Raw genomic sequence first — 6,255 nt, 5'->3', positions numbered from 1 at the left:
GTCAATCATCAGATACCCAACAGGCATATCTACCGTAATCTAAATGATAATTATTATCAAGTAGTCATTGGGTTTTTCTTTTATTTTTTTCATATCTCTTTATTTAGCTCCGGAGTGCGCCAGTTTTCGGCGCTGCCATCGCTGAATTTTTGGCAATTAAACAGGCCGTTATCATCGTGAGGCGATGTTGGCACAACGGCATATCAATGAATAAGTTCCAACGTTTGATCTACATCATACTGTGGTGCGCGCGGGCTTTTAGGGATTGATTTAGATCAGCATTTTTTATGTCTGAAAGAGGCACACTTTAGCCATAGAAATTGCAAAAAAAGGTGAACGTTATGTGGAGTATGTTATTAAAAGATCCAGTAGTTTGGGGCTCTCTGTTAGGTATTTTCATTGTGTGTGTAATGATGGCGTATTACACCTACCTGTTTATCCATAACAGTGGCGATGATCACAAGTAAAGTGACCCGAAAAAGCTAACGCTTTTTCGCAAACGGTGAATCCACCGTTAATAACACCAGCAGGGCCCCTTGTCCGCCGTACTCCAAAGGGGCCTGGTGAAATGCCCTTACCAACGGGTGCTGAATCAGGTAGTGAGGTAGTGCTTGTTTCAGAATGCCTGTGCCATGGCCGTGTACCAGGCACACACAATCAACCAGCTCCTGTTGTGCCGTATGTAGTAAACTGGCCAATTCGAGTTTGACCTGATTTCTCGTCATGCCATGTAAATCCAGGATGTAATCGGGGCTGTAGTCGCCACGCCTGAGTTGTTTAAGTTCGTAGGCTGGGACATCTTCCCGGCAGTAGCGAAGCGCGCCTTGTGGCGGTATAAAACCTTCAAATGCATCAGAAAATTCAAAGCTTGCATGGGCGTGACGCGAGGCTTTTTGCTGGCGTTTTACGGCTATTTTACGCGTTGCCTGAGGTGGTACGTAAGTATCCTGCATAAGGGGCTTAATCCCTTTCACTTCTGACTGAAAAAGAGACAGGTCGTCCAGGTCCTCTGCAGACGTTGTCGGGGTCTTCTTCACGCGTAACTATCCTCTGTGAAATTACAATACAGATTGGACAAATTAAGCATGTCCGAACCGGTCAACATTATGTATCATACCAGCTTTCTTTGATCCGGGCATTGTAAGCAGCATGACAGACAAATTTTACCTCGACGAGGCCATTGCCGATTTGCATTCAATTTTAGATATGGTGCGATGGTCGGTGAGTCGTTTTAACGACGCAGATTTGTTTTTTGGGCATGGAACCGATAATGCCTGGGATGAAGCCGTAAGCCTGGTGTTTCAGGCGCTGCATTTACCGCACGGATTAACCCGCCAAACAGGTGACGGCCTGTTTGCCGCCAGATTGACCCAGAGTGAACGCAGTAAAGTGGCTGAGCTGGTTGTTCAGCGAGTGCAAACGCGTTTGCCATTGCCCTATATAACCAATGAAGCCTGGTTTTGCGGCCTGCCATTTTACGTCGATGAGCGGGTGTTGATACCACGGTCACCGTTTGCCGAACTGATTGAAAATAAATTTAGTCAGTGGTTAAGCGAGCCGCCTGCACGCATATTGGATTTGTGTACCGGTGGTGGATGTATTGCCATTGCAATGGCCTATGCGTTTGACGATGCAGAAGTCGATGCAGTGGATATCAGCGAAGATGCCCTTACGGTAGCCGAAATGAATATTCAGGAGCACGGGTTATCGCATCGTGTGTTCCCGATTTACTCCGATTTATTCAGTCATCTGGAAGGGCAGACTTACGATTTAATCGTATCGAATCCGCCCTATGTGGATGCCGAAGACATGGCTGATTTGCCAAACGAATTCCAACACGAGCCTGAACTGGCACTAGCTGCCGGTGATGACGGTCTGGATTTGGTTGAAATTATTATACAACAGGCCCCTCAACACCTTACTGATAATGGTGTGTTGTTAGTGGAAGTGGGCAATTCTCTGGTGCACATGGACAGCCGATTCCCAGGTTTGGACCTGGAGTGGGTAGAGCTGGCACAAGGGGGCCATGGGATATTTGCCGTTACGAAAGCGGCTCTTGTACGATTTAACAACAGGAATAGTGTGTAAATGGCCGGAAATACATTCGGAAAGTTTTTTACCGTTAGTACCTTTGGTGAAAGTCATGGTATCGCATTAGGTGGCGTGGTAGACGGTTGTCCACCTGGGCTGGAGCTCAGCGAAGCGGATTTACAGGTAGATTTGGATCGCAGAAAGCCCGGTACATCACGTTACACCACGGCGCGTCGCGAAGACGACGAAGTACAAATTCTGTCGGGCGTGTTTGAAGGGAAAACTACGGGTACCAGTATTGGTTTGCTGATCAAAAACAAAGATCAGCGCAGCCAGGATTATTCTGATATTGCCAATCGTTTTCGCCCAGGGCATGCCGATTATACCTATCAGCAAAAATACGGCCTGCGTGACTACCGCGGCGGTGGTCGTTCTTCCGCGCGGGAAACGGCTATTCGCGTAGCGGCAGGGGGCATAGCCAAGAAATTTCTAGAACAGGTTTACGGCATTAAAATCCATGGTTTTTTGTCGCAGTTAGGGCCCATTGCCGTTGATACTATTGATTATGATGTAATCAACACAAACCCATTTTTCTGCCCGGACGAAAGCAAACTGGAAGCGTTGGATGAATACATGCGCGACCTGAAAAAATCAGGTGATTCCATTGGTGCGAAAGTATCGGTAGTGGCGACTAATATGCCAGTAGGATTGGGCGAGCCTGTTTTTGATCGCCTGGATGCCGATATCGCTGGTGCGATGATGGGTATCAATGCTGTTAAAGGTGTGGAAGTGGGTGATGGCTTTGGCGTGGTCACGCAAAAAGGCAGTGAACATCGCGACACACTATCACCAGAGGGCTTTGAATCGAATCACTCTGGCGGGGTGTTGGGTGGCATTTCAACCGGGCAGGACCTGGTGGTGCATATGGCACTTAAGCCGACATCCAGTATTTCTGTACCCGGCAAAACCATCGACATCGATGGAAACGCGATTGATATCGTTACCAAGGGGCGTCATGATCCTTGTGTGGGTATTCGGGCTGTGCCAATTGCCGAAGCTATGCTGGCATTGGTGTTAATGGATCACTGTTTGCGCCATCGCGCACAAAATGCGGATGTGCTCAGCAAAACCCCCGTGATCCCTGGTAACGCGAAAAAGTGATCCCACCTTTTATAATCTCATTGCTATGACAACGGTAAACCGCTTTACCGTTGTCGCGCTTAGCCTTACCTACGCGCTTTACTTCGGCCAGCTTGGCGTAATAAACCCTTATCTTGGTGTTTTTTTGGATGGACGTTGTTTTACGTCATCTGAAATAGGTGAGCTGTTTGCAGTGATCACCCTGGCTCGTATTATCGGCCCATCCTTGTGGGCGGGCATTGCCGACAGAACCGGTAAGATCCTCTTGATCCTGCGCCTTGGCTGCGCGCTAACTGTTATTAGTTTTATTGGCGTATTTTGGGCTTATTCGTTCTGGTACCTCACATTAACCATGGGCTTAATGATGATGTTCTGGACTGCGGTGCTGCCTCAACTGGAGGTATTAACCCTGCACACCGTTGAAGGCGACTCAAAACGATACGGACGAGTGCGGTTATGGGGCAGCGTGGGGTTTATTGTACTTACGGTGTTAGTTGGGCAAGGGCTGGATTTTTTTGCTACTGAAACGCCTATTTACGCGTCAATGCTGGTGTTAAGTGCACTTTTTATCAGTACGCTTGCGCTGCAACAACCGGGCACAATGCAACGCAATACTGCGCAAAAGGGCAGTGTTTGGCGTTTTTTACGTCACCGGGTGGTCGTCATATTTTTGTTAGTTAATGGTCTCTTGCAGGTAAGCTTTGGTGCTTATTATGGTTTCTTTGCACTGTACATGCGGGATTTGGGCTATAGCGGTATGGAAACCGGCTTGTTGATTGCCCTTGGCGTTGTAGTTGAGGTAGGCATATTCCTCATTGCTCAACGGCTGATCACCCGATTTGGTGTGTGGCGTCTGTTGATGTTGTGTTTGCTGGCTACCGGTTTACGCTGGTGGGTACTCGGCTCGTTCGCCGACTATTTCTGGCTGGTATTCTTTAGCCAGTTTATTCACGCATTGAGTTTTGGTCTGAACCATTCTTCCTCCATGCAATTTATTCATCATTATTTTCCGTCGTATATCCATGGTCGCATTCAGGCTGCTTACATTGGGTTAGCGTTTGGTTTGGGCGGTGCTGTGGGGAATTTCGCGGCTGGTCATCTTTGGCAACAGGGCAGTGGGGCGTTCGTTACCTTTACTTGTGCGTCAATGTGCGCGATAGCGGGTGGGTTACTGCTGTTGTTACTCAAGCCTGAGCAAATGAATCAGCGACATCCATTGCATCAGGGGTAACCCATTGTATGCTGCGCAATTGGTATTAAACACCGGGCCAGGATATGGCCCGGTGCTGGCGAATTAGATATTAACTAACAGGATGTCAGGCACTGCTGCGCAGGCAACTGGCAATCACTTTGGTGCTGCCGTTTTCCTCCAGTTGTTCAAGCTTCACATCAAATTTCCATAAGCGGTGCAGATGGCGCATGACTTCGTCTTTGCTGTCTGCCAATGGAATACCGTTTTGCGGCACATAGCGCAGCGTTAAAGAACGGTCGCCACGCACATCTACGTTATAAATCTGGATATTGGGTTCCAGATTACTCAGGTTGTACTGGGCTGACAGCTTTTCGCGAATGGCATGGTAACCCAGCTCATCGTGAATAGCCGATACACTCACATAAGGTTTGCTTACGTCATCTTCCACAGCAAACAATTTAAAATCACGCATCAACTTGGGTGATAAAAACTGGCTGATGAAGCTTTCGTCCTTAAAGTTGTGCATGGCAAAATGTACGGTGTCCAGCCAGTCCTTCCCTGCAATATCAGGAAACCAGTATTTGTCTTCCGCGGTAGGCTTCTCACAAATGCGCTTGATGTCCATAAACATATTGAAGCCCAGTGCATAGGGATTAATACCACTGTAATAAGGGCTATTGTACTCTGGCTGTGTTACTACACTGGTATGGCTATGCAGGAACTCAAGCATGAACCGGTCGGTAACCAGCCCTTCGTCATACAGCGTATTTAATATGTGATAGTGCCAGAAACATGCCCAGCCTTCGTTCATAACCTGAGTTTGCTTTTGCGGGTAAAAATATTGCGATACCTTGCGCACGATCCGCACCAGCTCGCGTTGCCAGGATTCCAGTAACGGCGCATTCTTCTCTATAAAGTACAGCAGGTTTTCCTGAGGTTCGGCAGGGAAACGCGGTGCTTCCAGGCTGGATTCATGTTTAATTTCCGGCAGGGTGCGCCACAACTCATTCACCTGAGACTGTAAATATTTTGCGCGCTGCTTCTGGCGGCTCTTCTCTTCCTGCAATGACAGCTTTTGTGGCCGTTTGTATCGGTCAACGCCAAAGTTCATCAGCGCGTGGCAGGAGTCGAGAGTTTGTTCAACTTCCTCATAACCGTATTTTTGTTCACATTTCGCAATATAGTTTTTGGCAAACACCAGGTAGTCAATAATCGAACTGGCGTCTGTCCAGGTTTGAAACAGGTAATTGCCTTTGAAGAATGAATTGTGCCCATAACAGGCGTGCGCCATCACCAGTGCTTGCATGGTGATGGTGTTTTCTTCCATAAGGTAGGCAATACACGGATTGGAGTTGATCACTATTTCGTATGCCAATCCCATATGGCCGCGCCGGTATTGCTGTTCGGTTTGAATAAACTTTTTACCGAACGACCAGTGCGTATAGTTAATGGGCATACCTATGCTGGCATAGGCGTCCATCATTTGTTCCGCTGTGATAACTTCAATCTGGTTGGGGTAGGTGTCGATGCGAAACGCCTTGGCTATGCGATCTATTTCCGTTTCGTATTGCTCCAACAGATCAAACGTCCAGTCGGGGCCGTCACTCAAAGGCTGTCGTTTAACAGCAGTATTTGCAGCCATTAATTTCCTCCCGCGGTGCCCGTTGATTTGGTCTTCTCGAAAAGCTCCCGGAAGACCGGATAAATATCGTTTACTGAAACAATGTGTTTACACACAAAATTGTCGCAACTTTCCTCCACGGTCTGATACTCGCGCCACAGGCTTTGATGCTGGCGTTCGGTAATTTCGATGTAGGCGAAATAACGCGTTACCGGCAATAACTTTTTAGTGAGGATTTCCCTGCACTGCGGGGAATCGTCGGCCCAGTTAT

Annotated in this window: 7 protein-coding genes; 4 read left to right on the top strand and 3 right to left on the bottom strand. The window is 47.9% G+C overall.

All coding sequences use genetic code 11. The features are described 5' to 3' along the window. The first annotated feature begins 341 nt into the window (after positions 1-341). Complete coding sequence (locus ACLR2L_RS18000; protein WP_083271529.1) at positions 342-467, top strand: DUF3149 domain-containing protein; 126 nt, start codon at positions 342-344, stop codon at positions 465-467. 15 nt (positions 468-482) lie between these two features. Here the strand turns inward: ACLR2L_RS18000 and smrB are convergent, their stop codons facing one another. Next, positions 483-1,037 (bottom strand): endonuclease SmrB, encoded by a 555-nt coding sequence (gene smrB, locus ACLR2L_RS17995; RefSeq protein WP_413370129.1) that lies wholly within the window; start codon positions 1,035-1,037, stop codon positions 483-485. Between the two features lie 112 nt (positions 1,038-1,149). Between smrB and prmB the strand changes: the two genes are divergently transcribed. Genes prmB through ACLR2L_RS17980 form a run of 3 tightly spaced genes read left to right on the top strand, consistent with a single transcriptional unit; the run spans position 1,150 to position 4,402 of the window. Continuing rightward, the gene (prmB, locus tag ACLR2L_RS17990) at positions 1,150-2,088 is read left to right on the top strand and encodes a 50S ribosomal protein L3 N(5)-glutamine methyltransferase (RefSeq protein ID WP_413370127.1); all 939 of its coding nucleotides are present in this window, start codon (positions 1,150-1,152) and stop codon (positions 2,086-2,088) included. Beyond that, on the top strand, positions 2,089-3,192 hold the full coding sequence (gene aroC, locus ACLR2L_RS17985; protein WP_413370125.1) for a chorismate synthase: 1,104 nt from the start codon (positions 2,089-2,091) through the stop codon (positions 3,190-3,192). Between the two features lie 25 nt (positions 3,193-3,217). After that, positions 3,218-4,402 carry an MFS transporter gene (locus ACLR2L_RS17980; protein ID WP_413370123.1) on the top strand — a complete coding sequence of 395 codons (1,185 nt, stop codon included), beginning with the start codon at positions 3,218-3,220 and terminating at the stop codon, positions 4,400-4,402. Between the two features lie 85 nt (positions 4,403-4,487). Here ACLR2L_RS17980 and ACLR2L_RS17975 read toward each other — a convergent pair whose 3' ends face one another. After that, on the bottom strand, positions 4,488-6,005 hold the full coding sequence (locus tag ACLR2L_RS17975) for a SpoVR family protein (RefSeq protein WP_413370121.1): 1,518 nt from the start codon (positions 6,003-6,005) through the stop codon (positions 4,488-4,490). Next, on the bottom strand, positions 6,005-6,255 hold a 251-nt coding region (locus tag ACLR2L_RS17970), incomplete at its 5' end, for a DUF444 family protein (RefSeq protein ID WP_413370119.1). The genes ACLR2L_RS17970 and ACLR2L_RS17975, both read right to left, overlap by 1 nt.

This window comes from Alteromonas sp. AMM-1 (genome assembly GCF_047290655.1).
GTDB lineage: Bacteria > Pseudomonadota > Gammaproteobacteria > Enterobacterales > Alteromonadaceae > Alteromonas > Alteromonas mangrovi.
This window is presented reverse-complemented; position numbering and strand designations above follow the sequence as displayed.

Excerpts from the sequence above, each read along its gene's own strand:
- ACLR2L_RS18000 (WP_083271529.1), top strand. The coding sequence starts at position 342 with ATGTGGAGTATGTTATTAAAAGATCCAGTAGTTTGGGGCTCTCTGTTA.
- prmB (WP_413370127.1), top strand. The coding sequence starts at position 1,150 with ATGACAGACAAATTTTACCTCGACGAGGCCATTGCCGATTTGCATTCA.
- aroC (WP_413370125.1), top strand. The coding sequence starts at position 2,089 with ATGGCCGGAAATACATTCGGAAAGTTTTTTACCGTTAGTACCTTTGGT.
- ACLR2L_RS17980 (WP_413370123.1), top strand. The coding sequence starts at position 3,218 with ATGACAACGGTAAACCGCTTTACCGTTGTCGCGCTTAGCCTTACCTAC.
- ACLR2L_RS17975 (WP_413370121.1), bottom strand. The coding sequence starts at position 6,005 with ATGGCTGCAAATACTGCTGTTAAACGACAGCCTTTGAGTGACGGCCCC.